Below are 26,425 nucleotides of genomic sequence, written 5' to 3' on the forward strand. Positions count from 1 at the left end.
CCACTCATGACAGCACCTATACCTATAAAAGTCGACTTACCGCTTGACGCACCACCAAGCCGCGAAATTCCTTATAACTACACCTCGTTTTCTGATAAAGAAATTGTGCTACGTTTATTGGGTGAACGAGCATGGCAGATTCTTGATCAATTGCGCAGTGAGCGTGCCACGGGTATTTCCTCGCATATGCTATTGGAAATGCTGGGCGATATGTGGGTGGTGAATCGTAACCCCTATATTCAAGATGATTTATTAGAGAATCAAAAGCGCCAGCAATCCTTATTAGATACCTTACAAGAGCGGATTGATCGTATTCGTGAGCGCGCCAATCAGAATAGTTTGGCCTTAGAATTATTAGATATTGCTGAAAAATCGCTGGCTGAGTTTGCCGAAAATTTTAAAGCGCAGGCCAGTTTGCGCGAACGTGCGCGCCATCAATTTCAACGTATTACCCGTAAAGATAATATTCAGTTTGATGGTTTGGCGCGGGTTTCGCATGTGACTGACGCGACCGACTGGCGGGTTGAGTTGCCGTTTGTAGTATTAGCACCTGACACCGAAGAGGAAATGGCAGCCTTAGTGGAGGCGTGTATTGCGCTGGGCTTGACCGTGATTCCACGTGGGGGTGGTACTGGTTATACCGGTGGTGCTATTCCACTGGATGCTTATAGTGCGGTGATTAATACCGAAAAACTGGAGTTTTTAGGCTCAGTCGATTTTCGTCGTGATCTTCCGGGCGTCGATCAAATGGTTCCTGTGGTGCGTACTGGTGCGGGTGTAGTGACCAAACGTGTATCGGATTTAGCACAAAAACATAAATTAGTGTTCGCTGTAGACCCAACCTCGCAAGAAGCCTCAACGATTGGTGGCAATATCGCCATGAATGCTGGGGGCAAAAAAGCGGTATTATGGGGAACGACGCTGGATAATTTATTGTCATGGCGCATGGTAGCACCCGATGCTACTTGGCTTGAAGTCACACGCTTAAACCATAATCTAGGGAAAATTCACGATCAGCCTGAGGTGAAATTCTCAGTCCAACGTTTTAAGCACGATGGTACAACACCCCAAGGCGATCCAGAAATTCTAAGTTTTGCAGGGCGTTATTTCCGCAAAGAAGGCTTAGGTAAAGATGTTACTAATAAGTTTTTGGGTGGATTGCCGGGGATACAAAAAGAAGGTTGTGATGGCTTAATCACCTCGGCTGAGTTTATTTTGCACCGGATGCCGGATCAGATTCGCACGGTGTGCCTAGAATTTTATGGCACTGATTTGCATGAAGCCGTACCGGCGATTGTTGAGATTAAAGATTATCTGGATAGCCTGAATAATGTTTTATTGTCTGGCCTTGAGCATTTGGATGAGCGCTATGTCAAAGCGGTGAAATATACCCCTAAAGGAGCACGCGGTATTTTGCCGAAAATGGTTTTGATTGCCGATATTGTGAGTGATGATGAAGCTGCTGTTTCAGCCACCGCCGCAGAAATGGTACGCCTTGCGAATGCGCGGAATGCGGAAGGTTTTATTGCGATCAGTCCAGAAGCACGTAAACAATTTTGGGCGGATCGCTCACGCACTGCCGCGATTGCAGCACACACAAATGCTTTTAAAATCAATGAAGATGTCGTAATTCCCTTACGCAATCTGGCAGCTTATACAGAGGGCATTGAAACCATTAATGTGCGGCAATCGATGCAAAACAAAGTGCGTATGATTGATGCTTTGGTGGAGTATTTGCAAGGTGATTTGCCAGAGTTGCGCCACGTACAGGGCTATCAGCAGAGTTATGAGTCGAGTGTAGAAAGTCGCCAAATCCTAGCAAATAAAATTGCTCATGCCATAGATTTCTTACAACAGCGTAAACAACGCTGGGTGGCCATTTTAGCAAACTTTGCTGAGCCGGCGCAGCAACACCTCGCGTTATTGGATGCGACATCCAAAGCGGCACTGCGTCCAGCGGATCGTTTAATTGATTTATTACTGCGTCGTGATTTGCGTATTTCCTACCGCAGTGAGGTGGTGTCACCCTTACAAGATATTTTCGCGGGGCGCGAGCTTGAGCCTTTATTAGCGGCATTGGAGAAAATCCATCAGCGCATTCGTTCTAGCCGTTTATTTGTCGCGCTGCACATGCACGCGGGGGATGGTAATGTACACACCAATATTCCGGTGAACTCCAACGATTATGAGATGTTACAAGAAGCAGATCATGTTGTGGATCAGATTATGGTGTTGGCACGCTCCTTAGATGGAGTTATTTCAGGTGAGCACGGGATTGGTTTGACCAAATACCAATATCTGGATAGGCGTGAGGCTGAAGAATTTGCTAGCTATAAACAGAAAATTGATCCAAAGGGTCATTTTAATCGCGGGAAATTAATGCCCGGCTCTGGCTTACAAAATGCCTACACACCGTCCTTACGGCTGGTAGAACGTGAAGCACTCTTGTTGGAAAATACCGAACTGGGCGCGCTAAACAATGACATCAAAGATTGTCTACGCTGTGGTAAATGTAAACCGGTTTGCACGACCCATGTGCCTCGCGCTAATCTGCTGTATTCGCCACGCAATAAGATTCTCGCGACAGGTTTGATGATTGAAGCGTTCTTGTATGAAGAGCAAACGCGGCGTGGGATTTCGGTGCATCACTTTGATGAAATGAATGATGTGGCGGATCATTGTACTATCTGCCATAAATGTGTGACGCCTTGCCCAGTGAATATTGATTTCGGTACGGTCACTATTCGTATGCGCAATATTCTGCGCCAGAAAAAGGAAAGGCGTACTAGCCCAGCCGCTTGGGCTGCGATGCAATATTTGAATATGCGCGATCCCACGCAAATCAAATTGACTCATACCAGTTTAGTGCGGGGTGGGGCAGCGGCACAACGCTTGGCTTATCAGTTCGCCAAAGGTTTGGGGATTGCGAATCCGGAGAAAATTCCAAAAGCCACCACGGGCAAACCGAGTATTAAAGAGCAGGTGATTCAATTTGTGCAGCGTCCTATGCCAGGCGGCTTGCCTAAAAAAACCACCCGTGCTTTATTGGGTCTAGAAGACAGCCGTATTGTTCCCATATTGCGCAATCCAAAGCGTAGTGAGGTAGGGGATGCGGTGTTTTATTTCCCCGGTTGTGGTTCAGAGCGCCTGTTTAGCCAAGTAGGGCTAGCTACCCTTGCTATGTTGTATCGCGTGGGTGCGACCACGGTTTTGCCCCCAGGGTATTTGTGCTGTGGTTATCCGCAAAGTTCAATGGGCGATTTACAAAAAGGTGGTCAAATCACCACTGAAAATCGTGTGCTATTCCATCGTGTCGCCAATGCCCTGAAATATTTGAATATTAAGACCGTGATTGTGTCCTGTGGTACTTGCATGGATCAATTGCTCACGTATCAATTCTCACGTATTTTCCCCGGTTGTCGTTTGTTGGATATTCACGAATACCTGATGGAAAAAGGGGTGAAGTTGGACGGTGTTAAAGGTGTACAATACTTGTATCACGATCCTTGCCACACACCGATGAAACAATATGCACCGCTTAAAGTGGCGGAAAACCTCTTGGGAAATACCGTCAAACTCACGGATCGTTGTTGCGGGGAGGCTGGGACTTTCGCGGTATCGCGCCCTGATATTGCCAGCCAATTACGTTTCCGCAAGGAAGAAAGTTTGCGTGCGGGCATTAAGGATTTAACCGGTAAAGATAGCGCGGAAAATGGTAATGTGAAGTTATTGACTTCCTGCCCAGCCTGCCAGCAAGGTTTAGCGCGTTATGCAGATGATACTGGGTTGCAAACCGACTATATTGTAGTAGAACTCGCCAATCATCTATTAGGCGAAGATTGGCAAAAAGCCTTTGTAGATCAAGCTACGAACGGCGGTATTGAAAAAGTATTGCTATAAAATACTGCGCCGCTTACTGATGGAGTAAGGTAAGCGGCGTTAACCATCCAAGGAGTCCTGTCATGAGCTATACGCATCCTCAGCAAGACGCGGCCTTTGTGCTGCGCCATCTTATTCAGTTCGATGACTTATGTAGCCAACTTAATTTGCAAGAGGTGAACGCCGAGTTAGCACTCACTGTGCTAGAGGAGGCCGGTAAATTAGGTGCGGACGTCATTGCGCCCTTAAATCGCGAAGGCGATTTGCAAGGGGCAAGCATTGATGAGCAAGGTGTGCATGAAGTTAAAAACTTTAAAGCTGCGTATTGGCAACTGGCTGAAGGCGGTTGGCTTTCACTCACGGCAGATGAAAATTATGGCGGACAAGGCTTACCCAATGTATTAGGCACCGCTGTGAATGAAATTTGGCAATCGGCCAATTTGGCGTTTGCGCTTTGTCCCTTATTAAGTGTGGGTGCCATGGCGAGTATTAGTCATCATGGCAGTGATTGGCTTAAGCAAACGTTTTTACCGCGCATGACTTCCGGCGAATGGACAGGCACGATGAATTTAACCGAGTCAGATGCGGGTTCTGACTTGGCTGCTGTCAAAACACGTGCTGTACCAGACGGTGATGCTTATAAAATTACAGGCCAGAAAATCTTCATTACTTGGGGCGACCATCAAATGACCGAGAATATCGTGCATTTGGTGTTGGCACGTTTACCGGATGCACCAGCAGGTGTCAAAGGCATTTCACTCTTTATCGTTCCGAAATTTAATGTTGATGCAGCGGGCACTATTACGGATCGGAATGCGGTAAATTGCCTATCTATCGAGCATAAGTTGGGGATTCATGGGAGTCCAACTTGCGTGATGGAATTTAAAGATGCGACAGGCTATCTGGTGGGCGAAGCTAATAAAGGCTTAATGTATATGTTCACCATGATGAACCATGCACGCCAAGCGGTCGGTGTACAAGGCTTATCTATCTCTGAGCGTGCTTATCAACAAGCGGTGCAGTATGCCAAAGATCGTTTACAAGGTACGCGCCGAGATGGTTCACGCATTCCCATCATTGAACATCCTGACGTGCGCCGCATGTTAATGAGTATGAAATCTAGTACTGAAGCGATGCGTGCTTTAGCGTTGACAGCTGCCGCAGAAATGGATCGTGCTCATTGTGACAATGCTGCGGAGCATAATGCGCGTGTAGAGTTATTTACACCGATTGTTAAAGGTTGGTGTACCGAACTGTCGTTGGAAATGACTTCACTCAATGTGCAAGTCCATGGCGGTATGGGTTTTATTGAAGAAACCGGTGCTGCACAACATTATCGTGATGCGCGCATTTTGACCATTTATGAGGGTACTAGCGGCATTCAAGCGCTGGATTTAGTCGGGCGTAAGACCTTAATGGATGGCGGCAAGGCTCTCAATAATCTGTTAAATGAAATTCAGGGTATTGTGGATGCTTTAGAGGCTTCGCACTATCCAGAAGCTAGCCTTACTCATGAATTGACTAAAGCCTTAGCCGCAGGGCGACAAGCGCTTGATCTATTACTGACTCGTTCCCAGCAAGATGAACACTTTGCTGGTAGTGTCAGCTACAGCTTTATGATGTTAATGGGGTATTTGTGTGGTGGCTGGTTGATGGCTAAGTCAGCATTGAAAGCGCATGAGTTAATGTCGCATAGTGACGAGGATGGTAAGTTTTTAGTGGCTAAACAGGTCACAGCGCGTTTCTTCTGTGAGCAATTATTACCACGCACAGCTAGCTATTTAAGCGCAATTGAATCCGGTAGTGCGTGTACGATGGCATTAAGTAATGAGCAATTTTAAGGAGTAGCAGGCATGGAAAAGTCTTTAAAAATCGGTGATAGCGCCTCCTTAACGCGCAGTTTTACCGATGCTGATGTGCGTTTATATGCGGATTTATCGGGCGACCACAATCCTGTGCACTTGGATGAAGCCTTTGCAGCCGGTACACAATTCAAGCAGCGTATTGTACATGGTATGTTGGTCGGCAGCTTATTCACCGCTTTATTAGGCGAGCAATTGCCGGGGCGTGGTTCGATTTACATGACCCAGAATCTGAATTTTAAAGCACCGGTATTTCTGAATACTCCCGTTACCGCTAAAGTGGAAATCACAGGTTTTCATCCTAAAAAACCGATTGTTATGTTTGCGTGCACGGTAGTGGATGCTGAGGGCAAAACCTTGGTGCAAGGTGATTCAGTGATGTATGTACCTTGGTTAAAGATGGAAAGTTAAAGCGTGCTATGCGGTAAGCTGGCTCAGCTTACCGCTTCTGAGCTTATTCTGATTAAATAAGGTGTGAATAACTTCGTTGGTGTTCCCCTAGCGACACACCGAGAATGCATTAGACAAGTAAAGGCGGTTTGTTAACTTTGCTGCGAACCCAGTTAAGTGCACTTAATACCCCTGGGCGGCTAACAATCCAGCGTTCTAGCTCATATTTTCCGGGGAAATTCATCACCCCAATGCCAACCAAAATCGCTAATAATCCTTGCCCTGGTAAGACCAACATGGCAATGCCTGCTAATACAATCACCAGACCGATTATATTGCGGACAATATTGATAGGTTGCCATAGAACTTTATTATTTTCTTCAGTGCGAGGTTTTTGGAAATAATCAGCCGGAATGAGCGAAATCAACCAAGGTAGTAAAATGATCGATATAATCACTAAAGCCACTGAGATCATGCCAAGTGAGACAAAAAACGATTTATAGTGATTAATAAAGTTTAACACTGTATCAAACATCGCTAAGCTAGCTCCGCTGTAAACGCGTAAGGAACAATAATTACATGACCGACTTTAGCATTGAGCATTTAGGTTCGAGAAACTTCCCCAACCCCTTAAAGGCTTTATTAGATTTTCACTATCGCTCGGATAATGAAAGGATGTTAGTCCAACCCGAAGTTGCTTGCACGGATACTGGTTTTGAGTTGTTGCTCAATGACACGATGGAGTTAGCGGGCCCTCGTGAGTTTATTTATTTTAATCCCAATCAAGTACGTGCGGCGATTGTGACTTGTGGTGGTTTATGCCCTGGCCTAAATGCGGTGATTCGTGGTTTGGTGATGCAGTTGTGGCATGTATATGGTTGTCAGGATATTTTGGGGATTCGCTATGGCTATCAAGGTTTGGGGAATAAGCGCCTTGAGCCGATTCAATTAACGCCAGATTTTGTTTCGCCGAGTAAGGGCTCGGGGGGAACTATGCTCGGCTCTTCACGCGGTACCCCACCCACTACAGAATTAGTGGATAATCTCCAGACTATGGGGATTGATGTGTTATTCGTGATTGGTGGCGATGGTTCGATGCGTGGGGCTGATGCGTTATGGCGCGAAATTCGTAAACGTGAAGCGGCGATTGCGGTAGTGGGGATTCCCAAAACAATTGATAATGACATTCCTTATGTACGACGTACCTTTGGCTTTGATACCGCCGTCGCTGAAGCTGTTAAAGCGATTAATGTGGCAGAAGTGGAAGCCAAAGGAATGCCCAATGGCGTAGGTTTAGTGAAGCTAATGGGGCGTCATGCGGGTTTCATCGCTGCAACAGCTTGTGTGGCGTCGGGACATGCGAATTTTTGCTTATTGCCTGAAGTAAAATTTTCACTCGAAGGGCAGAATGGTTTGTTAGCCTTACTCGAAAAGCGCTTAGTGTCACGTCATCACGCGGTGATTGTTGTCGCTGAAGGGGCAGGGCAACACTTAGTCCAAGGCGAAGGTTGCGATGCGTCAGGGAATGCTAAATTGGGTGATATTGGGGGTTATTTAAAGCGCAAAATCACCGAGCATTTCCAACGTAAAGATATGCCTTTTGGGATGAAGTATGTGGAGCCAAGTTATTTGATTCGTGCAGCCCCTCCTACCGCGTTTGATCAGTTATATTGCGATCAGTTGGCGCGTGCGGCTGTTCATGCGGCGATGGCAGGCAAGGGTGGTTTGATGATTGGGGATTGGAATGGGCGTTTAACGCATGTGCCAATTCGAGCTTTGAATGGCCAATCGCGTCGTGTCAATCCCAGCGGGGAGCTTTGGTTTAGTGTGCGAGAAAATACAGGACAGCCGCAGGATATTGGTTAAAAATCGCCCTGCAAACAATAAATTTGCAGGGTGAAAGTAGCAACTGTTTAGCGGAAACGACTTGATTGATATTTGGTCCCCATAAAATCTTGTAAGCTAGAAACCACGGCAAACGCATCTTTTAGATGACGACGTTCTAAAGCAGATAGTTCTTCGGGTGCAACATAATTGCTAGGTTTTTGGCCTTTTTCAATTTGTTGTGCCTGATGTTGTAAACGTACCATGCTAATAAACTCCAACGCATCCCGTAAATCTTCCACGCTGCTGCTAGGAATAGCGCCTGCTTTGCCGACCGCATCGAGTCGATCCCACGTATTCACGGAACTAACACCGGTGGCGAGCGCATAAACGCGTGCTAGATCGATAATGGGTACGACGCCACGCTTTTTCATATCCATGCCTTTTTCGTCGCTGCCATCTTTATTTTTATCGAGCACAAAACCACGGAAGAAACCGAGTGGAGGCGTGAAAGTCAGTGCATTGCTAGCCATATGAGCTTGGAATAAACCACTTGCTTTAGTGCGTGCTAATACTTCGGTTTGGAGATTTTTCAATAAACTTTCATCACCATGCAGATAGCGCAAATCGAAGAAAATCGTGGAATAAAGCAGGGCTTGCGGCTGTGGATTATCAATCCACTCGCGGAAATAGTTGAGCCAAACCGAATAAGGCTGACGCCATTGATCATTGGTTGCCATAATATTGCCGGGGCAATATTCATAACCACAGGCATCCAATCCATCACAAACAAATTTCGCTACATTGCGGAAATATTCACCATGCTCTGCTTCATTATACGCATCTGATAAAATCATACCGTTATCTTGATCAGACTGAGCGGTTTGCTCGCGGCGTGCCATCGAGCCTGCCACAATAAAGGCATAGGGAATGGGGGCTAGGCCAAACTTTTGTTCTGCCAAGCTAATTAATCGACGCACGAAGGCTTGACCAATCGAGCTAATCGCGTGACCGATATCGTAAGCGGGTAAATTTTGTTTGACTAAACCTACCAACACTTGTGGTAGCCCAATACTTAATTCACTGAGCTGCCCCACCGTATTGGCTGCAAAAATATCACCAACTAAATAAATGGCTGTCGAGCTTTGGCTGCGTAATAGATCGGTCGCGGCAATGACACCGACCACTTGATGGTTTTCAACGACTGGTACATGGCGAATATTACGCCGTGCCATGAGCAATAAAGCTTCTGAGGCTTGATCGCGTGGGGTTAAGGTGAGCGGGTTTGTCGTCATGATGTCGCTTATCGGGCGATCTACACTTAAGCCTTCGGCAACCACACGCTTCCGAAAGTCATAGTCGGTGACAATGCCGCGTAGATTTTGCTCAGCGTCCGTAATCATTGCACTCGCTGCATTTTCCATATTCATGCGGCGTGCTACGGCTTGAATACTGTCTTGTTCGCTAGTAAGCAAGGGCTTTTTCATAATATCGCGCACATGCAGCGCGATCATATTTGCGTCATCGGCTGCTCGCATATCTTTTAAAGCATGGCGTAGCCGCTCAGGTTTATCTTCCGAGAAATACTTGCTAAAGGACTCAAAACGTCGTGATAGATCAAGAAAAATGCGCGCAGGCACCGCATAAAAGATAGTGTCTTCGAGCGTGACTACATGCATACTTACCGTGCCACCGCGCAGCACTGAGCGATAACCTACCCAATCACCATCGCTGAACCGCCCATAGAGTTCACCATTATCTTGGAATACATCCACCGCGCCATCGCGAATCAGGAAGACTTCTGTATTTGAGTCACCAACCCGCATTAGGCTTGTTCCAGCAGCAAGTTCACGTAATTGAACTTGTTTAGACACGGTGTTGAGTTCATCCATGGGAACATGCTTAAAAGGAGGGGTTTTCGCTAGATAATCGCGAATTTCGAGTTGCTCAATGCTCATAATTTAACCTGTCGAGGGCTGCTATACCCTTTATTTTTAAGAATTAAAAATTAATTTTACGCTAAGAACTTGCCATGCTTGTTGATTTGAGGCAAGAAATAAAAATTATTAGCGTTAACGGCATGGTTTTCATTCATCTAGGAGTTGTGTTTAAACCTTTACTATTCAGGAACTTTCCAAATAAGCTTAACAATAATAAGAAGGGGCACTGCATGGGGGTCTTCATGACCTATCATCCGAACGCAGCAGGGGCGTTATCGGGTGGTTTAAAACATGACTGGTCAGCTATGCGCTTTGGGCGTGAGGCAGAGCTAGCGGAATTGAGTAAGTTTCTTAATAATCGGCAGCATCCAATTGTTACTATCCACGCACCGGCTGGTATGGGTAAGACCACCTTGGTTCGCACTTGGCTTCAGCGTTTAACAGAAAAAAATGATCTGGATGTTGAGTGTATTTATGGTTGGACTTTTGGCAGCGAATTACCCAATGACCCAGAGGATCTGGCTGGCCTAGAGCAATTGGCTCGTTGCTTTTTAGGATCGTCTTCGAATACTTTAAATACCTCGGCTAAAATTGCTCAACTCGCCGTACACTTTTCTCAGCATAAAACCTTATTGGTTTTTGATAATGTGCCCAGTGATATTTTCCAGCTTAATTCTTCTATGCCTATGCCTTTGGATTGGTTGCATAAGCTTTTAGGGTATCTATGGGAAAATAATACAGGGCTATGCGTTTTAATCACTGATGCTGTTTTATCCAAAACTATTACTGATGATCCTAAGGTCGGAGTAATAAAACTCCAAGCAATGCCTGCCGAGGATGCTAAATCATTTTTATTAAAACAAGGGGTAGCTGCGGACGAGGTTTCACTAGGTGAAATAGTGCGGCATCTTAATAATCATCCTTTAGCTTTTTCCTATGGTGCTAGCTATCTCAAAAACTATTATCGAGGCCATAAAGAGGGTTTAGATAGTTTACCCATTTGGAAGGACTCCAACGGTTCTTATGCCGCGCGGCGGGTATTGGCAGGATTTTCTAAGAAATTAAAAGACACCCCTGAACTAGCACTATTATATTTATTAAGCTTTATTCGCCAATCAGTCAGGCCACAGCAATTATTTGAATGCATTGATTATTTAACCCGTGCTTGTTCTAAACGTTCGGGTGTTTCTGGGTATTGGTTTTCGTTTATTTTGCCCGCTAAGCATCATGATGAAGAAGAGGACGGTGTGGGTCTACCCGAGTGGTTTTGGCCCATACGTGGTATGGCCTTACGCAAACTAAAGGCTACTTATAAGCGTTTAGAGCATTTGGGTTTATTAGCCGCTGAAGCTGAGCCGGAAAGTTTCGAGCTACATAGTGTGGCACGCGATTATTTTTTTAGTGAATTAAAAACGCGTTATCCTTCCGATTGGATGGAGTTTTACCGCGTCCTTTATGAAAAATATCACAAGTCTTTAGCCTTATTGCCGCTAACGGAAACGATTGTAGTTAATCCTTTTACCCGCAAATCTTTGAGTGTTGATCCCGCTAAGCTAGAGGCTAGTATCGATCAGGCAGTAAAAGAAAAGAATTGGTTGGATGCTTTACGTTGGTCGGCACAATTAAGCACGGTCTATACTCATCAGGGTGATATGAAGCAGGCTGTAGCTTGTTTACGTCAGTGTGCGGCTTATGCGCGTTTGGGGGGGGATAATACCGCTTTACGTCAGAGTTTAGAGCGGATTGAAGAACTGACTCAACGCGTGGCGGCTTGATTAATTTCAAGCCGCTACAGAAAGGTACTATTAAAAAATACTCGGAATAAAGTAGAACGCTACAATGGCCACCAAGGTGGGGGCAAGTGCAGCTAGCAGCAAACCTAAGGGATTTACAGCGTCGCCTTCAAAATAATTTCTTAAAATAGCGATACCAGCAGGGTTTGGCGCATTCGCAATCACGGTTAAGCCGCCACCCGTCACAGCACCAGCCACTAAAGCATACTTAAAGCTATCGCTTAAGCCATCGACGGTTGAGCCTAGGTAGGTAAGTGCAGCATTGTCAGTCACAGCCGTTAATGCAGTAGCACCGAAGTACACAGCTGTATCACTCATACTCATTAATAGCGGTTTTAGCCACCATTGTTGTACGCCACCCAGTACAACTAGACCTGCTAAGAAGAAGGCCACCAACAAGCCCTCACGGACAATCAAGCGATTTTGGAATTGCGGATACGCAGCGGTAACGCCTAAGAAAAATAAGAATAAGCCCATGAAGATTGCAGGATGATGCGAAAACACGACAACGCCAGCTAAAAATAAGAGATGCACAATAATAATAGCGGCTGGAACTGGCCGATTGCCTTCTTCTTGCATCGTAACGGTTTCAATCGGCTTTAATTCTTTGGCGAATAACAAGGTAACAATTAATGCATTCACGAATACAGCAATGGCAGCGCGCCAGCCGAAGTGAGTGAGCATAAAGCCCATATCCCACTGCCATGTATTGGCGACCATCAAGACGGGCGGGGCGGCAAAAGGTGTTAAGGTTCCACCAATCGATACATTAACGAATAAGACGCCTAAGGTGGCATATTTGAGGCGCTCAGAAATTTTTTTACCGTAGATACGTTTGGCAAGAATAAACGCAGCGAGTGTCATGGCAGCGGGTTCGGTAATAAAGGAACCTAACAAGGGCACAGCAAATAAAGTGACGAAATAAAAGCTCATGGTTTCTGGCCACGGCAATAACTTAGCCAAGACTTCGACCAGCTTAGTCGATAATTCCAAAATGGGGCGTGTGCCGGCAATCACCATAATCGCAAAGACAAACATGGGCTCGGTGAAATTACGCGTATCGATATAGTCGACGGCAATCGTTTTGCCATCAAACACGAACATAAATATCATTAAAATCATTGCCCAGAAGCCGAACACGACCTCCACTTCGCCTAGCAAATGCCAAACACCTGCATGACGCGGACTTTTATGTGCTAAGTTCTCGAAGAATTTGGTGGAAAAGGTGTGCAAAATCGCGATGGCGAATAAGACAGTACCGATATGCTGAATGGTGATGGAAGTCATTGCATGGCTCCTGTTTTTGGGAGCTGGCATTTTATACGACTTATTGCTGCTGTGGCTAATTAACTGTGTTCACCGTGATTCGAATCCGCGCTATGATTCAGGCATTTATCGCCAACTGTGTGGCGGTTTTCTATTTAATAAACGGATAAAAAAACAATGCGTGTATCTCAATTTCCTCTTTCTACTTTGCGTGAAACACCTGCTGATGCTGAAGTTATTAGCCATCAATTAATGCTGCGATCCGGCATGATTCGTCGGACTGCTTCAGGTTTGTACACATGGATGCCACTGGGTGTGCGCGTATTGCGTAAGGTGGAAGCGATTGTGCGTGAGGAAATGAATCGAGCAGGGGCGATTGAATTATTAATGCCTGCGATTCAACCAGCCGAATTGTGGCAAGAATCTGGACGCTGGGTACAGTATGGACCTGAGTTATTACGCTTGAAGGATCGACACGGACGTGATTTCTGTGTGGGACCCACGCATGAAGAAATTATTACCGATTTAATGCGCAAAGAGCTGAGCAGTTATAAGCAATTGCCTGTGAATTATTATCAAATTCAAACCAAATTCCGTGACGAAGTACGTCCCCGTTTTGGCGTGATGCGCTCGCGTGAGTTTATTATGAAAGATGCTTATTCTTTCCACCTCACGCCTGAGTCTTTAGTGGAAACCTATCAGGGTATGTATGATGCTTATGTGCGCATTTTTCAGCGCTTGGGCTTAAATTTCCGTCCAGTAGCGGCGGATAATGGTTCGATTGGCGGTACTGGTTCACACGAGTTCCATGTATTAGCCGAGTCGGGTGAAGATGACATTGCGTTCTCGGATAGCAGCGATTATGCAGCGAATATTGAAATGGCCGAGGCGGTTGCGCCCCGTGCTAACTTGGCAGCACCGACGGAAATAATGCGTGAAGTGCACACCCCGAATACTAAAACCATTCAAGCCTTGGTGGATACTTTCAAATTGCCGGTTGAGAAAACGGTCAAAACCTTGATTGTGGCTGCCTCCGATCAAGTAGAGGCCGACTTTGTTGCTTTATTAGTGCGTGGTGATCACGAGCTAAATGAGATCAAAGCCGAAAAGCAGCCTGAGGTCGAAGCCCCATTGCGCTTTGCTACGGAAGAAGAAATCCGTGCGATTATGGGTGCTGGCCCTGGTTCTTTAGGTCCAGTTAATGCACCAATTCCGGTGATTATTGACCGTAGTGTAGCGGTAATGAGTGATTTCGGTGCGGGTGCGAATAAAGAGGACTATCACTATTTTGGTATTAACTGGAATCGTGATCTGCCGATGCCTCGGGTAGCCGATTTACGTAAAGTAAAAGTGGGTGACCCCAGTCCTGATGGTAAAGGTCAATTAGGGATTGTGTGCGGTATTGAGGTAGGGCACGTCTTCCAGCTTGGTAAAAAATATTCAGATGCGATGAATGCCACTGTCCTAGATGAAAATGGCAAGGCTCAAACGATGTATATGGGCTGTTATGGAATTGGTATAACGCGGGTGGTGGCTGCTGCGATTGAGCAAAATAATGATGAATTTGGGATTCGTTGGCCTAAAGCCATGGCACCTTTCCAACTTGTGGTTGCGCCGGTCAATATGAAAAAGTCTCAGGCAGTAGCGGATGCAGCCGAGTATCTCTATAAGCAATTGCGTGACGCAGGCTACGATGTGTTATTGGATGACCGTGATATGCGCTTGGGTGCTATGTTTGCGGATCATGAGTTGATTGGTATTCCGCATCGCTTAGTGGTGTCGGAGCGCGGCTTGCAAGCAGGCGAGCTTGAGTATAAAGCCCGTAGTGGTGGCGATGCTGAGAAAGTAGCACCTGATGATGTGCTCGAATTTTTACGTGCACATGTCTAAATAAATGCTAGCCCAAGTTTAAATACTTGGGCTTTGCTAACTGCGTTTTATGGAGAAGCGCCCACCACATAAGACCGACTAATCCAATCTTGCAATAATAAATTACGCCGGTAAATTAAAAAAATATTAAAAAATATGGTTATTTTAAATCCTAATAAGCAAATTAAAGTGATGAGGTGGCGGATATAAGCGTGCCAAAGTGGTAAACGTTGATGATGCTTATTGACTACCTGAAGTTTGAATATTTTTTTCCCCAAACTGCCTTGCCACTGACTCGCTTCTATTAAAGGATAAAGCAGTAGCCAAACCAAAAAGCTCATTAAGAAACTATCAATACTGGGAAAATAATCGGCTTTAAGAAAATTCAATATAAAATCTAAAGGTATAAAAAACACTACCATATCGAGGGTATAAGCGAAAATACGTCGCATGTAGCTCAAATTTCGGGGTGTGACTTTTTCTGAGTGGTGATGTGTACTGGGAGGCGTCAAATAAACTAAGACAGCATCGGTTTGTGTTTCTCCGAATTGTTCACGCAAACCCTGCCATTGCTGATCCCAATCAAATAATTGATCTAGGTAGTGTAAGACCGGTTGTTTAATAAAAAGCGTTTTCTGCTCTAAGGACTTTACATTCGCTTCAGAAATAATTCTGAATAATTCATGGCTCAGATGCTCACGAAATTCGAGATCTGCAAATGAAGGAAGTTTTTCTATAAAAGTCCAATAACTGACACTAGCACGTGCCACTTCCGTATGCAGATTAATCGAAAATTGTTTTTGAAAGCTGATCCAATCTTTTTCTATTTGTGCTTTGGCGCCTAAGCTGATCGGGTCTTCTAGTTTGGCTGGCGCTGGGAGCAGGCTAATGGTAGACGCCTCTGCCAGTGGTTCAGGTGCTATTATAGGAGCGCTGAGCTGAGCTTCTTGTGGTGGTAAAACCGTTTCTGAATTATCGGTTTCAACTTGGTTTTTATTCGCTACATGGATGGAAGAGTGTATTGAAATATCATTATTAAAGCTAATGTCATCTGCTTTTGCCTTAACTGCGGAAGTGCTTATTGATGGATTAGCGCTGTTAGGCGGTTCTGCTAGTTCCCACTCGTCCTCCTCTTGCTCAGCTTGCCACGCCAAAGCTTGTTGGTAGGCGATGTGCAAGGCTTTAAACCCTTCTGGATCGTCGTCGGGGCGTGTTTTTTTAAGCAGTTTTGCATAAGCTTGCTTAATGGTTTTCTGGCTTGCGTTAGGGCTGATGCCGAGCGTTTCCCACCACATGTTTAAAACAGCCTATCTTGTTCAATAGTATCTAAAAATTGGCTAAATTCAGTCTGAGCTTCGCCAATAGCGCTGGGATCTTGCTGCTCTAAAATGGACTCAAACCACCGTATCGCCCGTAATACAGCTTCGCGCTGATCACCCAAACGTCCTTCATATAAACGCTCGGCGCGGGCTAATAACGCTAGATTCATTTCTTGTTCGCGTGGGTGGAATTTCAACGCACTCAGTTTCGCTTTGCTGGCGGCGATGTCCTGCTCATTCAATTGACTTGGTGTATTGAGTATCATTTTATAATGTTTTTCGCCGGTAGAAATAACCTCGACGTCCACTTCTAACACACCATTCACATCATAGCTCAAGCGTACCGTCACGCCTTCTTCGCCTCTTTTGGCTTTAGGGAGGCGCACCTCTAATTGTCCAAGGCTAATATTGTTTTTCACCAAACGATGTTCACCTTGGAAAAACTCCAAATTGAGTTTAGTTTGGTTGTCATTCACGGTGTAATACGCACTCATCCGACTGCATGGAATCACGGTATTACGCTCAATAATCGGACTGAATAAATCGCCTTGAGTACTTAAATGATCGTTTTCATTATAAGTTCCAACGCCAAGGGAGTAAGGGCAAACATCGGTTAACACCATATCTTCTAAGGCTTGGTCACGCGCTTTGAGACCAGCCTGAATCGAAGCGCCCATAGCGACCACTAAATCAGGGTCGAGATTGGCGGAAGGCACGCGGCGGAACATTTTGGCAATCAGTGAGCGGAAATACTGCATTCGTGTGGCGCCGCCAACTAAAATCACTTCATCTAAATCAGCGGGTTTCAATTTGGCATCGCGTAATGCGGTTTCAATGGGGCGTTGTAAGCGTTGCCACAGCGGCTCACTAAGCTTAATAAAATCTTCTTTATAAAGGCTGATAGTTTCTTTTTGTGCTTTTAAAAATGGTTCAACTTTAATGACATCCGCCTGATTGAATTGGCGTTTGGCTTGCTCCATTTGCGCTTGCACTAATTGCAATTCGTGCGGATTGAGCTGCGTTTTATTGAGATGCAGTGTACTCAGGAATTTACTCACTAAAATGCCCGTGAAATCTTCACCACCCAAATAATTATCGCCTGCGGAAGCATGGACTTCGAGTACGCCTTCAAAATACTCCATGATCGACACATCGAACGTACCGCCACCCAAATCCAATACGATAAACTGCGTGTGCTCAGGCTTTTCATGCAAGCCATAAGCAATCGCGGCAGCGGTTGGTTCATTGATGAGACGTTCGACTTTTAAACCGGCTAATTCACCAGCCAAAATAGTGGCTTTGCGCTGAATATTATTGAAATAAGCTGGAACACTGATAACCGCTTCGGTAACGGCCTCGCCCAAATAGTTTTCGGCATCTTCTTTAAGGCTTTTCAAGACGAACGCAGAAAGCTCGGGCGCAGAGTACGTTTTTTTCGCTAATGTTAACTGGCGATCCGTTCCCATATAACGTTTAAACACTGAAGCAGTAGCATTAGGGTGTGTCAATAAACGTTCCTGTGCCGCCCTTCCTACTAAAACCTTGCCATCTTGGCTGATATGCACGACTGAGGGTGTCAGGTATTCGTTCAAGCGATTCGGAATAAGCTCCGCTTGGCCATTCTGCCAAATCGCGGCTGCACTATTGGTAGTGCCTAAATCAATGCCTATTATACTCATTGTTTTGCTCTGCTTTAGATCTAGCTGCTAATCCTACAACGAGGATAGTTGATAAACTAGAATAAGCTGACTTGATGCAGGGCAGACTCAGCTAGGAAAGTGGTTGTCCTCGTTTAATAGAGCTCTTGCATAAGTCAAAAGTTAATCAAATCTGGCTTATGCAATGAACCACGCTACAGCTTAGTCAGGAACTTCATTTGACTTACGTATTACACAGTTAACTGGCTTGAAAATTGATTTATGAAAGAGGTCTATTATTGGGGTTTGTGGATTTAATTGAAGAGACTATTTTAGTGTATCGGCTGTTTTGAGGGGATTATCTATTTGGTTTGCGTTCGAAATAGCGTGTGGTTTTTATAGTTGAAATGTATTTTTTGTCTCAGGAGTAAAAATATGTTTCCTATTAGTTCGTTTTCTGGTGCATTTAATCCTTACCTTTCTTATCCTTATCACGGGGCAGCTTATGGGCATAATGCACCGTTCCCAATGCCACCGCGTCCATTTCCAACGCATTTAGTTGAGCCTATGATTGGGCGTTGGGGGCGACATGCTCCCGAGTTGAATTTGTCAGATAGACAGGCCCAGCGTTTGTCGAGCGTGTTTAGCAAAAAATTCCAACATGATTTTAATGATTCATTACAGTTGGCTAATGTCTCTTCGGTGAGAGATATGGATAGGTCAGGTAATATTAGTGTTGGCGATATTGCTTTAGCGAGTAGAGCGCGAGCTATTGATAGCACTGTATCACCTACAAAGCCTTATGCTATTACACCGGACGTAGCCAGCGCTTATTATAGTAGAAGAGAATTCTAGTGATTTATCAGTCCTTTAGCACTAATCATGCTAAAAGGCTTTAAAAATCAAACCCACAGGGCAGACTAGTAATACAACACTGGCTGCCACAGTCATAGCGCTTAGTGCCAATAAAAGGGGCAACTAACTCTGATAAGTTATTCAAAGCACAATCACCAGCACAGTCAGAGCAAATAGGATCTCTTTTTTCTTTTTGTTCTTCCTCTTTGTTGGTTTGGAGCTGTTGATAAGCCATTTTGCAATCCTGAAAGCGCTGCTTGATTAAATCGCGTCCCGCCCACAAGCCTTGCTCTGCAATAATGAGCTTGATTGCTTGTGAACAAGAGTTGCCTCCATGCCATGCCGCATGAGCACAGCGAAATCCCTTATAGGGCGAAATAAAACGCTGATAGAAATTAATCATGTCGATGAACGGACTGCGCGAAGCATGTTTGGTAGAAATGGCGTTCAACATTAAATGCCTCCAGTAAATGTGAAAAATTGATTTAGGCAATTAACCGCGCTTTCATCTGAATAGGATTACACTCAAACAGAGCTAAGTTTAATGAATTGACCCACGCATTTTATTTGCTGTTCTGAGCTAAGCTTAGTCTTTATAACTATAAATACTGGTAACATTATGAAGTTCTTAGCTAACAAATCACAGTTAGAAGATGCCGACCAGTCTAGCTTAGTCACTTGGCTCAGCAAGCGGATAGGATCGCTATTTAGTGGCAGTGCTATTTTACTGTTGATTATCGCGATGGGATTATGGATGAGTTGGTATACCGTGCCCAGCGATTCAGTGGGTATGGTGCAACGTTTCGGCAAATATATCTCAGAAGTTCCTTCCGGTTTGCATTTCAAAATTCCATTTGGTGTAGACACCGTGACTATTCTTCCGGTCAAGCGCCAGCTTAAACAGGAGTTTGGTTTTGGAACGGTGGGGGCGACCAACGCGGATCAATATTCCAATGAGCCACAAATCGAGTCGTCGATGGTCACGGGTGATTTGAATGCGGCCTCGGTAGAGTGGGTGGTGCAGTACCGTATTACTGAGCCGCAGCAGTATTTATTCCAAATTCGTGAGCCAAGTTCGACGTTGCGCGATGTGTCTGAATCGGTAATGCGCGAAGTGGTGGGTGACCGAACGGTGGATGAGGTGATTACCATTGGACGCCAAGAGATTGAAGTGGAGGCACTACGTCGGATGCAGGTGCTAGCTAAGCGCTATGACCTAGGCATAGGCATCGATCAGGTGCAATTAAAAAATGTAAATCCTCCCGACCCTGTGCGTGAATCTTTTAATGAAGTAAATCAAGCTCAGCAAGAAAAAGAGCGTTTAATTAATGAGGCGCGGCGCGATTACAACAAAGTGATTCCCTTAGTTGAGGGTCAAAAAGATCAAAGAATTCGCGAGGCTGAGGGCTACAAATTAAAGCGTGTGAATGAGGCCGAGGGGGATGTAGCACGTTTTAATGCGGTATTCGCACAATATCAAAAAGCTCCTGCTGTCACGAAGCAGCGTTTGTATTTGGAAACTATGCAAGCTGTATTGCCCAATGTTCAGAACAAAATCATTGTGGATAGCGAGATGCAAGGCTTATTGCCATTGCTCAATTTAACTAAAACCCCTGTTAATCGGACTACGCCAGCCGCTGCCCCACCCATGCCAAATCAAGGAGCTGCACCATGAAAAAAGGGCTTATTCCTTTAGTTTTAGTGGGCGGCTTTGTGCTATTTAATAGCCTTTATACGATAGGGGAAGCGCAGCAGGTCATTATTACGCAATTCGGTAAACCCATCGGTGAGCCCATCACTAGCGCTGGTTTGAAATTTAAAATTCCGTTTATTCAAACCGTGAATCGAATCGATAAACGTATTTTGGAATGGGATGGCAGCCCCAGTGATATGCCCACCAAAGATAAGCTATATATTTCGGTCAATTTATTTGCACGCTGGCGTATTACTGATCCCATGGCTTATTTCCTACGTTTACGGGATGAGCGCAGTGCCCAGTCACGTTTGGATGATATTTTAGGCAGTGAAACCCGCAATATGGTCGCGCGTAACGAGTTGATTGAAATCGTGCGCACCACCAAGGATCGTAAGCCATCCCAAGATACAACGCTTGCGGATAGCCAAGCGAATGCTGGTATTGGTACGTTGCTGCCTATAAAAAATGGACGTGAATCGGTGGAAATGGCGATTTATAAAGCCGCCGCAGAAAAAGTAAAAGTGTTCGGGATTGAGTTATTGGACATTCGTTTTAAGCGTATTAACTACACTGAAACGGTTCAGCCGAAAATCTTCGAGCGCATGATTAGTGAACGCCGCCAAATTGCCGAGCGCTTTCGGTCTGAAGGTAATGGGGAGGCCGCGCGGATTCGGGGTAATTTAATGCGTGACCAAGACCGCATTCAATCCGAGGCCTATAAACAAGTGGAGCAGACGCGTGGGGAGGGCGATGCAAAAGCGGCAGAGATTTACGCGAATGCTTTCAATCAAAGTCCTGAGGCATCCAGCTTTTATCAATTTACGCGTACCCTAGAAACCTATCGCTCGGTAGTGACGGCGGATTCGACCTTGTTATTATCGACTGATAGCGATGTATATAAATTCTTGAAGCAGACTGAAATTACTCCTAAACCTTAGCGCGTAGTGCTTGGCGTTGCTGCGTAAAGGCAGCAGCTGCTTGCTCAGCGCTTAGCTGGATAAAACGGCAAATAATAGGCGGGCGACTATAAACCCCAAGCTAAATTCCCGCAACGAATTCCTTGAGTGGAAATGGTTTCGAAAGCACCTTGCTCGGTATTGGCTTTATAAGCGAAACGTACTTGATCTAACCATTCGGTTTCCGCAGTTTTCACAATAGCCATCACACTGGGGTCAGCGACGCCATTTACTTCACAAGCCATCTCCGCCAGCTCATAACCCTTAGGGAGTTCGGGGTAGGGCATGACATCGAGTATTTGCCAGCGCACGTCATTAGCATTTGACTTCGGTAGTGCCTTACCGAGATAGAGTAAGCGCTGCTCGGCCTTTTTGAGTACCCCGATATTGTAAGTGCAGTTCAGCAGGCAAGTGCCACCCTCGACTTTCCATGGTTTTGGATAGGGTGGTACACGCGAACCAATTAATGAATCCGCTAAGCTAATCGTGCTGCATAACAAGAGGCTTACGCTTAATAAAATACGGGAAAGTTTCATAGAATTATGTTTCCTGCGCTTAGTTGTTATGGTGTTAGGCAGCTTAAAGGTTAATTAGTTTATTCAATTATGCTTTAAAAAAACAACAGAAAATAATCCTGTATTGGTTGGCTTGACAAGCAGCGCTGTTAAACAGTGGCTGCTTATCAAAATCACTACTTAACTGTGCTGACGCATGAATTGCTCTAAACGTGTCATGAGATGGATAGGTGTTTCCTGCATAGGATAATGACCTGCATTTGCCATCACTTCCAATTCACAGTTTGGATACCATGTTAAATAGGTGGCGCGCATGGCATCCGCATTAATTGCGCCATCGTGTTCACCCACACATACCAGCATGGGTGTGGTGATGCGGTGAATTTCATCGGCAAAATTTTCCTTAGCCCATGCGCGCAAGTAACCGGCAAATGCTGCTTCGTTAGTGGTTTGGCGCGACGCTTTAACCATGTGATTCAGCCATGTAGCACTTAAACGATTACCTGTGGTGAAATTTAAAATCGTATAGCGGTTTTCATCATTAAGAACCGCGCCGTCAAATAATTCCCACGCATTATCGTCTAATTGACCACCACTAGCGGGCACAGGTGTTACGCCAATCGCTGATTTCACTTGCACCTTGGTATCAAGGATAAAACGTTGTATCGCCATGCCACCCATCGAATGTCCGATTACATGCACCGTTTTTAGTTGTAGGTGCTGCGCGACTTCATTAGCATCAGCAGCAATTTCTCGCATGGTATAATCACCTGTGAGCTGTGCCGATTTGCCATAACCGCGATAATCGATAAAAACATAGGTAAAGGTGTCGGTATCCAGTGCATTAAAGCAGGGTTGCCACACACTGTAATCCCCAAACCAACCGTGAAAAACCAAGACATGTTCTGCGCCGTGACCGACCGTGGTATATCCAATCATTTGCTTGCGCCCCGTGAAAGGTAATAAGAATGAGGATAGTGTAAATTAGACATGGTTGTTTTAGCGAAAAATCTTTTCCTGTACATCAGGGGCGAATTGGCTTTGGGCTAATTCACCTGTATGGGTAAACATCTCCAAACGTTTATCTTCGTAGACCACCCAGACTTCTTGTGCCCCTTTAGCAAGGTATAATTCAACTTTTTCAGCAATCTCGATGTTGGAGTTGGAGGGTGAAACAATTTCGACACACAATTCAGGGGCTTTGGGGTAGGGCGTGGTATAGCCAAATTCCGCAAGAAATGCCGCCGATGCCCACGCCACATCAGCTACTTTGACACCATCTGAGGTGTGAATAGAGCATTCTGTAATCACTTCACCTTGTGGTTGGTGTTGCCATAAAGCACCTGCCATATGTCCTTGATAACATCCACGACTGTTAGAGGCTGGACTCATTAAAAGTTTACCAAATTTATTCAACTCAATCTTGAATGGAAGGTTTTGCAATAAGGGATTATTAATGACTTCTGCCCATTCCATGTGAATACCTGTTTATGGAAAGCTTTAGGTGGATTGTAGCATAATCTTGTTGTGGGTGTTTGGGGGTGGGGTTAAAGAGAGTTTAGAGTAAGCTAACTTTAGTTATACCTTTGTTAGGTGAACGTTTAACTAACTTTTGATCGAAGGTAGTAAACTCCTCACAATGTTGGCTAAGTGCAAGATGCCAAGCATCTGCAAAGTCCATGCCTGTTTGAAACCATTCCAAAGCTTGTTGAATAGCAAATTGATCACGAACAAAAACATTTTCCAGCCCTAGTATTTGGCTTAAACCCAAATATATATCATCAGCTGTCATTTTATAGGCGAAACGCAACACCCATTCAGTTTCTAAGATGACTGTATCTGCAATGAAAATTTTGTGTTGGCTGAATAGCTGTTCTGCTTTGGCAGCCTGAGGTTGATTATCTTGTATCAGTAGTCGTACTAATACATTGGTATCAACAGCAATCATTGCCAACTATCCAGTATGCCTTGGGCAATAGCTTCATCCATTTCTTCAAGAGTCTTTGGTTTGCCTTGGTAGCGATGTTTCAAACAGCCCGCGACTTGGGATAAAGTGGTTTTAGGTAAGTTCGTGGGTTTGTAGGGGCGTAGTAAGATGCCTTGTTCTGTTTCTTCAACCAGAAATTCCTGACCATTTTCCCAGCCGTGTAATGCACGAATGGCTTTGGGGATAATGATTTGTCCTTTGCTGGAAAGACGTGTGGTTTGGATGGATTGCATAGGAAACTCAAAAGTAAGACTTAAGTAAGATTATTCTAGGGTGTAGAGGGGGATAGTTCAAGTACACCATCCAAGGTTTGAGTAGAGCGAGCATTCAGTAATCATTTCCCCTTCGGGTTGATGCTGGGATAAAGCACCTGCAACTCACAAAACCGACGACCTGCCTACCAAGCTTGGCGACAAAAACATCGTCCTCATCATTCGCCAAAATCTTGTGCCACCTTTCCTGACGTTTGGCGTTTGCTTGAGGTGTGGCAAGCTCCGAGAGAATCGACGCTGACACAAGTCCTCTGTACGCGGCCTGTTTTGATGCGACTTGTACCGCAGAAATTACTTCAGTGTCTGACACCGCAGCTTTTCTTATTGAAGCACTATCTCTCATAAAAATTTCCCGTTGCCGCTGACACAATGCTAACGTTGGAGTTAACCAGCGCGCGTTAGCGCGTCCGAGTTGAACGACTTGTTAGCCCCTGCGTGCTCGACGAATTCATTTATTTCCAATGCTGGTGAATTTATTATTTTCACTATGCCATTCTTGGTTTCAAGCTCAATTAGCTCATTAGCCCTGTTTGTAGCCACAAGAAAAGCCACCAGCGCCCCCTTTTTTTTCGCGGCAGATGCTAATTTAGCCGCTGCCTCTGAAAGAGTTTCATGCTCACGTTGAACTCGAATAGGCACAGGCTTAAAAAGATAGTTCCGCTTTAATATGGCATCTATACCTGTATTTCTGTGGACGGGTAATACATCAAGACCTGTTAATATTGCCAATGACTTTTCGTCAGCATTTACGTAAGAAGATCGGCCTTTTTTTAGAAGCTCGGATTCTGTTTTTACTGGGATTTCAAGCCTCGATTTTGTTAGCTCAATTGCTTCAATTGAAATATCAATACCGATATATCCTCTTCCCTTCATTTTTGCTGCGACAAGTGTTGTTCCGCTTCCGCAAAACGGATCAAGAACAATATCGCCTTCATCCGTAGCTATTTCAATAATGCGGTCAAGCAGCAAAATGGGCTTTTGTGTAGGGTAGCCTGTTCGTTCTTTTGCCTTCGGATTTAAAAAGGGAATCTCCCAAACATCAGCAAGTGGAACCCCCTTTTTTTCATCAGAAGATACTACGCTGCCATCCTCTTCGCGGGCATAAATTGATTTGTTGTGCTCGTCTCTCGATCTTTTTTGTAGTATCTGATCAACGTTTGTTGTTTCCGAATAATCTGTGAATATTTTATTGAATTTATAACTTCCTGTTTTCGAGAAGAACAAAATATTTTGGTGATTTGGCGTAAGATTATTTGCGGAATTTGACCAGCGTTTGTATGACCATATGATTTCAGAAAGAAAGTTTTCTTCGCCGAAAATATCCTCTCCGATTAATCTTAATATGTGATTTGCACTCTTATTGCAATGTATAAATATGGTTCCAGTGTCTTTTAGTATTCTTTTTGCCTCAAGTAGGCGGAAAAACATGAAGTCAGCATATGTTTTGTGACAAGCCCACAGATCATCGAAGCTGTAGTGTGAGGATCTGTCTCTTGAACTTAAACTATGTTTTCTGTTTGTAAAAAACGGTGGATCAAGATAAATCAGGTCTACTGATTTATCTGCCATTTCTTTCATTACATCTAGGCAGTCGCCGTGTATGGCTTTGTTTATTTCAGGCTTGAGCATCATTGGGCACTCGCTCATTTGCAATTTGTACCAGAATGTCCTTTAAGTTTACGCCTGTTCTTTCTTGTACATAAGTCCAAGCGCTATCCCCGTAGTAATAATGCCCGCCAATTCCTTGGTAGAGAGTTTCAAGGGTTTGCTGAATACGCATAGCTTGCTGGCGATTAGGATAGTAGAACATGACCCGAATCGGAGTGTAACCAGCATTAGCGATGACTTGAATTCTAGTGTGTTCTTTGGTGATGTGGTCGCCATCAGTGGTTGCATCTTTCCACTTTATTTCAAGTGCGTCATTCCCCACCAAACAATCGATTTCAAATGTCATTGGTCTTTGTCCTCTGGTGTTCGGCACGCGAATACTTCCAGAATCTGGAAATGCGTATTCAAAACACTTCTTTGTTGCCTGCTCAAGAAAAGAGCCTGCATATTTATATAAAAATCGACCTTTGTTTTGATAGGTCATGATTTAAAGGAGTTGAAGAAGCGTCTTTCGATACAGGTTCCAATGACTTTGTCATGAATCTCGATAGACTTAGAAAAACAGATCGTCTTGCGTGCTAGACGTTTAATCCAAATCCTCAAATTCAGGTTTTGCCGTTCAATGCTTTGTGTGTAGCGCTTAGTGATTAAATGCTTATCTTCAGGCAATAAACGCTCATAAGCGCCCCAATCATCCGTGCAATACAATGCCAGTTTGAAAGGTGTCAACCGTTCCAAGAGTTGCTTCAAGGTGCTA

The 26,425-nt window shown here is 44.8% G+C and carries 23 protein-coding genes; 9 read left to right on the forward strand and 14 right to left on the reverse strand.

Features of this window, described 5'->3' with window-relative positions; translation table 11 throughout:
* The first annotated feature begins 6 nt into the window (after positions 1-6).
* From A3IE_RS0115340 to A3IE_RS0115350, 3 genes are all read left to right on the forward strand, one after another.
* Complete coding sequence (locus tag A3IE_RS0115340) at positions 7-3,900, forward strand: DUF3683 domain-containing protein (protein WP_020396509.1); 3,894 nt, start codon at positions 7-9, stop codon at positions 3,898-3,900.
* Between the two features lie 62 nt (positions 3,901-3,962).
* A complete protein-coding gene (locus tag A3IE_RS0115345; RefSeq protein ID WP_020396510.1) occupies positions 3,963-5,720 on the forward strand; it encodes an acyl-CoA dehydrogenase family protein in 1,758 nt (585 codons plus the stop codon).
* Between the two features lie 12 nt (positions 5,721-5,732).
* Positions 5,733-6,152, forward strand: coding sequence for a MaoC family dehydratase (locus A3IE_RS0115350; RefSeq protein ID WP_020396511.1), 420 nt, complete (start codon positions 5,733-5,735; stop codon positions 6,150-6,152).
* A gap of 109 nt (positions 6,153-6,261) precedes the next feature.
* On the opposite strand, the gene A3IE_RS0115355 is transcribed toward A3IE_RS0115350, so the two are convergent.
* Positions 6,262-6,666 carry a PGPGW domain-containing protein gene (locus tag A3IE_RS0115355; RefSeq protein WP_020396512.1) on the reverse strand — a complete coding sequence of 135 codons (405 nt, stop codon included), beginning with the start codon at positions 6,664-6,666 and terminating at the stop codon, positions 6,262-6,264.
* A gap of 44 nt (positions 6,667-6,710) precedes the next feature.
* Here A3IE_RS0115355 and A3IE_RS0115360 point away from each other — a divergent pair, with 44 nt between their 5' ends.
* Entirely contained in the window at positions 6,711-7,997 is a 1,287-nt protein-coding gene (locus A3IE_RS0115360) for an ATP-dependent 6-phosphofructokinase (protein ID WP_020396513.1), read from the forward strand.
* 47 nt (positions 7,998-8,044) lie between these two features.
* On the opposite strand, the gene A3IE_RS0115365 is transcribed toward A3IE_RS0115360, so the two are convergent.
* Positions 8,045-9,913, reverse strand: coding sequence for a putative nucleotidyltransferase substrate binding domain-containing protein (locus A3IE_RS0115365; protein WP_020396514.1), 1,869 nt, complete (start codon positions 9,911-9,913; stop codon positions 8,045-8,047).
* A 212-nt stretch (positions 9,914-10,125) separates the two neighbouring features.
* Between A3IE_RS0115365 and A3IE_RS0115370 the strand changes: the two genes are divergently transcribed.
* A complete protein-coding gene (locus tag A3IE_RS0115370; RefSeq protein ID WP_020396515.1) occupies positions 10,126-11,670 on the forward strand; it encodes an AAA family ATPase in 1,545 nt (514 codons plus the stop codon).
* Positions 11,671-11,700: 30 nt separating this feature from the next.
* Here A3IE_RS0115370 and A3IE_RS0115375 read toward each other — a convergent pair whose 3' ends face one another.
* The gene (locus A3IE_RS0115375) at positions 11,701-12,975 is read right to left on the reverse strand and encodes a putative Na+/H+ antiporter (protein WP_020396516.1); all 1,275 of its coding nucleotides are present in this window, start codon (positions 12,973-12,975) and stop codon (positions 11,701-11,703) included.
* A 156-nt stretch (positions 12,976-13,131) separates the two neighbouring features.
* Between A3IE_RS0115375 and A3IE_RS0115380 the strand changes: the two genes are divergently transcribed.
* A complete protein-coding gene (locus A3IE_RS0115380) occupies positions 13,132-14,844 on the forward strand; it encodes a proline--tRNA ligase (RefSeq protein ID WP_020396517.1) in 1,713 nt (570 codons plus the stop codon).
* A gap of 47 nt (positions 14,845-14,891) precedes the next feature.
* Here the strand turns inward: A3IE_RS0115380 and A3IE_RS0115385 are convergent, their stop codons facing one another.
* Entirely contained in the window at positions 14,892-16,118 is a 1,227-nt protein-coding gene (locus A3IE_RS0115385) for an RDD family protein (protein ID WP_020396518.1), read from the reverse strand.
* Between the two features lie 2 nt (positions 16,119-16,120).
* Positions 16,121-17,821 carry a molecular chaperone HscC gene (locus A3IE_RS0115390; protein WP_020396519.1) on the reverse strand — a complete coding sequence of 567 codons (1,701 nt, stop codon included), beginning with the start codon at positions 17,819-17,821 and terminating at the stop codon, positions 16,121-16,123.
* A 393-nt stretch (positions 17,822-18,214) separates the two neighbouring features.
* Here A3IE_RS0115390 and A3IE_RS0115395 point away from each other — a divergent pair, with 393 nt between their 5' ends.
* Positions 18,215-18,634, forward strand: coding sequence for a hypothetical protein (locus A3IE_RS0115395; protein ID WP_020396520.1), 420 nt, complete (start codon positions 18,215-18,217; stop codon positions 18,632-18,634).
* A gap of 40 nt (positions 18,635-18,674) precedes the next feature.
* Here A3IE_RS0115395 and yidD read toward each other — a convergent pair whose 3' ends face one another.
* The gene (gene yidD, locus A3IE_RS22225) at positions 18,675-19,088 is read right to left on the reverse strand and encodes a membrane protein insertion efficiency factor YidD (RefSeq protein WP_020396521.1); all 414 of its coding nucleotides are present in this window, start codon (positions 19,086-19,088) and stop codon (positions 18,675-18,677) included.
* 165 nt (positions 19,089-19,253) lie between these two features.
* Here yidD and hflK point away from each other — a divergent pair, with 165 nt between their 5' ends.
* On the forward strand, positions 19,254-20,309 hold the full coding sequence (hflK, locus tag A3IE_RS20935; protein ID WP_020396522.1) for an FtsH protease activity modulator HflK: 1,056 nt from the start codon (positions 19,254-19,256) through the stop codon (positions 20,307-20,309).
* Positions 20,306-21,268 (forward strand): protease modulator HflC, encoded by a 963-nt coding sequence (hflC, locus tag A3IE_RS0115410; protein ID WP_020396523.1) that lies wholly within the window; start codon positions 20,306-20,308, stop codon positions 21,266-21,268. Before hflK ends, hflC begins: the two co-directional genes overlap by 4 nt.
* Before the next feature lie 86 nt (positions 21,269-21,354).
* On the opposite strand, the gene A3IE_RS0115415 is transcribed toward hflC, so the two are convergent.
* The 8 genes from A3IE_RS0115415 to A3IE_RS0115455 form a co-directional block, all read right to left on the reverse strand.
* Complete coding sequence (locus tag A3IE_RS0115415; RefSeq protein ID WP_020396524.1) at positions 21,355-21,822, reverse strand: hypothetical protein; 468 nt, start codon at positions 21,820-21,822, stop codon at positions 21,355-21,357.
* Positions 21,823-21,981: 159 nt separating this feature from the next.
* On the reverse strand, positions 21,982-22,740 hold the full coding sequence (locus A3IE_RS0115420) for an alpha/beta fold hydrolase (RefSeq protein ID WP_020396525.1): 759 nt from the start codon (positions 22,738-22,740) through the stop codon (positions 21,982-21,984).
* Between the two features lie 60 nt (positions 22,741-22,800).
* Complete coding sequence (locus A3IE_RS0115425; RefSeq protein WP_020396526.1) at positions 22,801-23,277, reverse strand: Uma2 family endonuclease; 477 nt, start codon at positions 23,275-23,277, stop codon at positions 22,801-22,803.
* Between the two features lie 82 nt (positions 23,278-23,359).
* Positions 23,360-23,749 (reverse strand): type II toxin-antitoxin system VapC family toxin, encoded by a 390-nt coding sequence (locus A3IE_RS0115430; RefSeq protein WP_020396527.1) that lies wholly within the window; start codon positions 23,747-23,749, stop codon positions 23,360-23,362.
* Positions 23,746-24,021, reverse strand: a complete 276-nt coding sequence (locus tag A3IE_RS0115435) for an AbrB/MazE/SpoVT family DNA-binding domain-containing protein (RefSeq protein WP_020396528.1) — start codon at positions 24,019-24,021, stop codon at positions 23,746-23,748. The genes A3IE_RS0115430 and A3IE_RS0115435 overlap by 4 nt, the downstream gene beginning before the upstream one ends.
* Before the next feature lie 423 nt (positions 24,022-24,444).
* Positions 24,445-25,692 carry a DNA-methyltransferase gene (locus A3IE_RS0115445; protein WP_020396530.1) on the reverse strand — a complete coding sequence of 416 codons (1,248 nt, stop codon included), beginning with the start codon at positions 25,690-25,692 and terminating at the stop codon, positions 24,445-24,447.
* Positions 25,676-26,152 (reverse strand): ApaLI family restriction endonuclease, encoded by a 477-nt coding sequence (locus A3IE_RS22565; RefSeq protein WP_020396531.1) that lies wholly within the window; start codon positions 26,150-26,152, stop codon positions 25,676-25,678. The genes A3IE_RS0115445 and A3IE_RS22565 overlap by 17 nt, the downstream gene beginning before the upstream one ends.
* A partial coding sequence (locus tag A3IE_RS0115455) for an IS1 family transposase (RefSeq protein ID WP_020396103.1) occupies positions 26,149-26,425 on the reverse strand: 277 nt, incomplete at its 5' end. The genes A3IE_RS22565 and A3IE_RS0115455, both read right to left, overlap by 4 nt.

The organism is Thiolinea disciformis DSM 14473 (assembly GCF_000371925.1).
GTDB lineage: Bacteria > Pseudomonadota > Gammaproteobacteria > Thiotrichales > Thiotrichaceae > Thiolinea > Thiolinea disciformis.

Bases quoted from the DNA above. Each gene is read 5' to 3' on its own strand.
- A3IE_RS0115415 (WP_020396524.1), bottom strand. From the start codon at position 21,822: ATGAAACTTTCCCGTATTTTATTAAGCGTAAGCCTCTTGTTATGCAGC.
- A3IE_RS22565 (WP_020396531.1), bottom strand. From the start codon at position 26,152: ATGACCTATCAAAACAAAGGTCGATTTTTATATAAATATGCAGGCTCT.
- hflK (WP_020396522.1), top strand. From the start codon at position 19,254: ATGAAGTTCTTAGCTAACAAATCACAGTTAGAAGATGCCGACCAGTCT.
- A3IE_RS0115435 (WP_020396528.1), bottom strand. From the start codon at position 24,021: ATGCAATCCATCCAAACCACACGTCTTTCCAGCAAAGGACAAATCATT.
- A3IE_RS0115430 (WP_020396527.1), bottom strand. From the start codon at position 23,749: ATGATTGCTGTTGATACCAATGTATTAGTACGACTACTGATACAAGAT.
- A3IE_RS0115375 (WP_020396516.1), bottom strand. From the start codon at position 12,975: ATGACTTCCATCACCATTCAGCATATCGGTACTGTCTTATTCGCCATC.
- A3IE_RS0115350 (WP_020396511.1), top strand. From the start codon at position 5,733: ATGGAAAAGTCTTTAAAAATCGGTGATAGCGCCTCCTTAACGCGCAGT.
- A3IE_RS0115390 (WP_020396519.1), bottom strand. From the start codon at position 17,821: ATGAGTATAATAGGCATTGATTTAGGCACTACCAATAGTGCAGCCGCG.
- A3IE_RS0115370 (WP_020396515.1), top strand. From the start codon at position 10,126: ATGGGGGTCTTCATGACCTATCATCCGAACGCAGCAGGGGCGTTATCG.
- A3IE_RS0115395 (WP_020396520.1), top strand. From the start codon at position 18,215: ATGTTTCCTATTAGTTCGTTTTCTGGTGCATTTAATCCTTACCTTTCT.
- A3IE_RS0115445 (WP_020396530.1), bottom strand. From the start codon at position 25,692: ATGATGCTCAAGCCTGAAATAAACAAAGCCATACACGGCGACTGCCTA.
- A3IE_RS0115425 (WP_020396526.1), bottom strand. From the start codon at position 23,277: ATGGAATGGGCAGAAGTCATTAATAATCCCTTATTGCAAAACCTTCCA.
- A3IE_RS0115385 (WP_020396518.1), bottom strand. From the start codon at position 16,118: ATGTGGTGGGAAACGCTCGGCATCAGCCCTAACGCAAGCCAGAAAACC.
- A3IE_RS0115360 (WP_020396513.1), top strand. From the start codon at position 6,711: ATGACCGACTTTAGCATTGAGCATTTAGGTTCGAGAAACTTCCCCAAC.
- A3IE_RS0115380 (WP_020396517.1), top strand. From the start codon at position 13,132: ATGCGTGTATCTCAATTTCCTCTTTCTACTTTGCGTGAAACACCTGCT.
- A3IE_RS0115365 (WP_020396514.1), bottom strand. From the start codon at position 9,913: ATGAGCATTGAGCAACTCGAAATTCGCGATTATCTAGCGAAAACCCCT.
- A3IE_RS0115345 (WP_020396510.1), top strand. From the start codon at position 3,963: ATGAGCTATACGCATCCTCAGCAAGACGCGGCCTTTGTGCTGCGCCAT.
- A3IE_RS0115340 (WP_020396509.1), top strand. From the start codon at position 7: ATGACAGCACCTATACCTATAAAAGTCGACTTACCGCTTGACGCACCA.
- A3IE_RS0115420 (WP_020396525.1), bottom strand. From the start codon at position 22,740: ATGATTGGATATACCACGGTCGGTCACGGCGCAGAACATGTCTTGGTT.
- yidD (WP_020396521.1), bottom strand. From the start codon at position 19,088: ATGTTGAACGCCATTTCTACCAAACATGCTTCGCGCAGTCCGTTCATC.
- hflC (WP_020396523.1), top strand. From the start codon at position 20,306: ATGAAAAAAGGGCTTATTCCTTTAGTTTTAGTGGGCGGCTTTGTGCTA.
- A3IE_RS0115355 (WP_020396512.1), bottom strand. From the start codon at position 6,666: ATGTTTGATACAGTGTTAAACTTTATTAATCACTATAAATCGTTTTTT.